Consider the following 4,176-nt stretch of genomic DNA (forward strand, 5'->3'; position numbering starts at 1 on the left):
ATCAATTCACTCGCCATCCTGGGCGGACTTCACCACCACTACGCCCGCGTTTAGGTTTTCGATACACACCACGGTTGCAATTGGTCGCTGATTGTCAAGCATTGGGCTCACTTGCGATCGCCGCTCAAAAAACTGGCGAACGTCGCTATAGCCAATCCAGGTCACTCATGCTTGGTCATGCAGCCGTTTACGGAACAATTGCTAACCGAAGATGCCACCGATCGCATCCTCGCGATCGATATAACCGACAGTGAACGTCCGGAAGAGCAGGATCCGAGGCGCCGGTACGACAGTTCAGTGAGTGAGCTTCCCGAGAATAAGTTCAGGCTCTTGTCGGGCTGACTGTTCAATGCAGAAGGCGCGATCAAGTGGAAAACTGGTCGATCCGACCTGAGGAGACGAGATCATGTGCGAAACTACCTTTCACCGATAGTGCGTGAGGATGTACCAGCCCGGGACCGCAGCAGCGACGCTGCCCCAGAATCACGCCTGATCGTCACGAACTTCAAATTAGCCGTGAGTGAGGTGTTTGGACGGAACTCGAACCAGACGATAACGATGGAATGATCTTGGATTGGGGCGCGTTGAACGTCAGCTATTCTGCCAATAGCGGCGCCAATCTGACATCGAGGAAGATCAGAGTCGGGCCAAGAGGCGTCACTTCAACCGGTTTGCGGAGCAGGTTTTGACGCTTTGAAGATGCATCGGTTGGTACTGAAGAAGTATCTTCCTGCTTCGCTCAGACGCTCCAACTCGCCGTGCCACTTGTTCAGATCATCAGTCAGAACGTCGTTTTTCTGCCCAACGAAGTCCCGAATAACCTGTGATAAGCCCTTACTGTAGCTATCCTCATCATATTGCAGATTGAGAATGGGAAAGACGGTTGCACCGTCAAACCTAAATCCTGCATTGACCAACCTGTGCGCCATGGATCTTGGGAGACGCGGATGAGCGCAGTGCGCCTCCCATGACCTCATGATCAAAGCCATTCTTTCTGGATTTTCAGAATGCCACACGACGGCGTCCCAATCTGTTGCCACAAAAAGTGTGCGGCCATCCGACTTCAGGACGCGAAATGCCTCTGAAAGCACGCGGTCAACGTCAGGAACGTACTCGGCAACTTGCGTACATACAACGACATCAAACGACCCGTCTTCCTGATCCATTTTCGTCGCGTCGCCAACGGCATATGAAAGCCAGCTAGAAGGTTTTCGTCGATTGCAGAAGGCAATCAAATCGGTCGAAATATCGATACCGACGACGGCACCATGAGGCCCGACGAGTTCCCCCATGCTTTCGCACAAATAGCCCGGGCCACATCCGATATCCAAAACACTCTCACCACTGGACAAATTGAGTTGCCGAATTGTTTCCGACCGCTGTGCGGCGACGTCCTTCGCGAGGTAGTTTTTTTCGAGCCGCTTGGCGTTTTCTTTCGTGTATTCGAGCCCTCTCATCTTCGCCTCCACCGTCAAGGTGCTATTGAAACTCGCAAGCTAGGGTAAATCAATGGTCGATAGGTCACCTGCGTGTGAACCGGTGGAACGGGTCGATGCTGTCGAAAAAGGGCTTGAGAAGCCAAGCGTGCAGTGTTGCCTAGTTAGGCGGCGGCAGGCGAGTCGGTGATGATGGGATGGCGGGACCGGGGCCAGCGGCAGCTCTCTTACGAGTTTAGCCTGGACGAGATGATCCCCTGATCACCTGTTGCGGCGGATCACTGCGTTTGCGACTGCGGTTCTGGCCGATTTGCACCAACGTTAAAGGCGTTTTACGGGCGACATCGGCCGGCCCTCGGTTGATCCCGAGCTGATGATCCGGATGCTCCTGGTCCGTTATTGCTTCGGCATTCGCCATGAGCGCGGGCCGCGCCAGGAAGGGCATTGCACCTTGCTTACTGCTGTTCCTGCAAGCTCGTCAGGCCACGCCGGCATCCACGAATCGAATTAGATTTCGATTTACCCATGGATGCACGACACGAATTACGAATATCTTCTGTCGATGACCATGGCCATCACGGTAGCAAAATTTGCCCTTCGCATCTGGGCGAACTCAGGAAGAGCTTAGACGCCAGCGTGCAAGGCACGAAAGCGCGCATTAGACCTAGGGCGCCGCCCGCTCGGCCGCCATCTGCGATGGCACGCTGCCGACGGCTGCGTCGCTATACGCATTCTCGTCCGCGTCGGAGCCTGAGAAAGGCACGGGCCTGCCGTAAAGCTGTTCAGCGGCCGCGCCCGCAAAAACGGGAGCCCTCGAAGGTGACGTGGTACGCGCAGCTTCGTCTCGATCTGCGGCCGCCCTCCCTGTGGCCGCGACTTCCAACGCCAGTAGCACCGAAATCCGGCCCGATGCCAATGCACGAGCGTCTCGGGCCGGATGATCGTGAGGACCTGCAGGATCGATGGAAACCAGCGATACAGCTGAATGAAGAACCAGCGATCATCGTTGGTGAGCCGGACGCGACCATGCAGCCTGCGCCTCAGGACAATCAATTGATGTCTGAGCGCCGCATTCTCTGCTTCAAGTCGACTCTTCGACTTGAGAGGCGAGGCCAAGACGGCCGGTACGAAACAGAGCAGTCCGATCATTCTTCCAGAATAGGCGATTCCGCCACTTCATCAATACGGATAAGGTTTTTCGGTACACACAGGTGGGCGAATTTCCGATTATCGACAAACCATTCCGTATGTCAGATTTGGCGGCGCGCTTGACGTCAATCCTGCACGAAGGATGAGATGATCTCCTGCCGTCACTTTCTTGCTGCGCATAGCGCCACAACGAGCTTTACCGGGACGCCGGCGAATCTAAGCTGTACTTCCTTCACACTTGACGTAGAGCCCGGTTCAAAAACCTCACGCAGCGGGCGCGGCAGTCGACGAGCCTTGGTCCGCTGCCGGTCAAACTGAAAAGAACTGAGGCGAGCAATGCTAGCCGCTCCGCCCTCGAATTGGGACATCGCCCGATGAAGTAGCCGAATTCGCATTTGGCCAATACCCGAGGTGAGCGATATTTCCCGAGCACAAGTGTGGGCGCCCCGGCGCAAGCCGAAATCGCCGTCGATCGTCTCATGGAATAGCGGATCGAACCCATTCGCGGCGACGTCAGCTACAGCATTGATCCGGCTTCCAGGGCTGCTTTCACAGCATGCGTTTCGAAGCGGCGCTCGCATGCGTTGCGAAAAAGTCACAGTGCGACATGAACCCGTTAGCGTCACGTCGCCGCGCATTGTACGACATGCTTCCTGCGCTAAAAGTATGGGGCATTCGATTTCCGAGTGGACGTACGGGTCTCACGGCGGAGGCCGGTAATGGCGACAACTCGAATCCTTATCCTCGGTCCAGCGGCGGGTCTTTTGCTCGCAACCAGCGGAGCCGCGGGCGCCGACCTTCCGGTCAAAGCGAAGCCCATCGAATATGTGAAGATCTGCTCAGCTTACGGCCCAGGCTTCTTCTTCATCCCCGGTACCGACACCTGCATGAAGATCGGCGGCTATCTCCGGGTCGACACCACATTCAACGGCGGCATACAGGGTACGCCTCCCTGGAACGCCGACGCAGGACAACATAACCGCTACTTCGACTACTTCGCCGCCCGCTCCCGCATGCTATTGTCAATCGATACCCGCACCGCCACAGAATATGGCGTGGTCCGTACCTTCGGGCAGGGCCGGTTTACGTTCTCTACGCTTGGCAACAACACCTTCAATCCGAACTCGATCAACGGCTCGCTGCCGGTCGCAGGCTCGCAGTTGCTCGAAACTCCCGGCGGCGGCTTCGTTTCGATCCAGTACCTCTTCATCCAGTTCGCAGGCTTCACCTTCGGTCAGTCCGCCTCTGCCTACGCGTCGCCTTGGCAGGGCTACCCCGGCAACATCACGGACTTCCTGCTCGGCGGCCAGAACACTGATACCGGCGTCCAAAACATCCAGTACACCGCGGATTTCGGCAACGGAGTGACCGGCAGCATCGGCCTCGACGATCCGACGGTGTGGGACCGCACGGCGGTTTACAACCTGTCGCTGCCGCTGAACGCCACGCTGAACACCGGCAACGCTTATGCCGGCGTCCATGCGCCCGATGTGGTCGGCAACATCCGCGTCGACCAGGCCTGGGGTCTGTTCCAGATTTCCGCCGCGGCGCATGAGGTCAATGCCTCCTACAATGTCCTGAACGCCCTTGG

General features: G+C 56.9%; 2 protein-coding genes and 1 pseudogene. 2 read left to right on the forward strand and 1 reads right to left on the reverse strand.

What is annotated here, in order from left to right:
• Window positions 1-662: 662 nt before the first annotated feature.
• A complete protein-coding gene (locus OZ411_RS42555) occupies window positions 663-1,457 on the reverse strand; it encodes a methyltransferase domain-containing protein (protein WP_282532744.1) in 795 nt (264 codons plus the stop codon).
• Between the two features lie 168 nt (window positions 1,458-1,625).
• On the opposite strand from OZ411_RS42555, the pseudogene OZ411_RS42560 reads away from it, so the two are divergent.
• Window positions 1,626-1,860: pseudogene (locus OZ411_RS42560) on the forward strand (transposase); the annotation flags it as partial.
• Between the two features lie 1,444 nt (window positions 1,861-3,304).
• On the forward strand, window positions 3,305-4,176 hold an 872-nt coding region (locus OZ411_RS42565; RefSeq protein WP_282532745.1), incomplete at its 3' end, for a porin.

Source organism: Bradyrhizobium sp. Arg237L, assembly GCF_029990105.1.
Classification (GTDB): Bacteria; Pseudomonadota; Alphaproteobacteria; order Rhizobiales; family Xanthobacteraceae; genus Bradyrhizobium.

What these genes read in the sequence shown, in the direction of transcription:
- OZ411_RS42555 (WP_282532744.1), bottom strand. Translation starts at nt 1,457, where the DNA reads ATGAGAGGGCTCGAATACACGAAAGAAAACGCCAAGCGGCTCGAAAAA.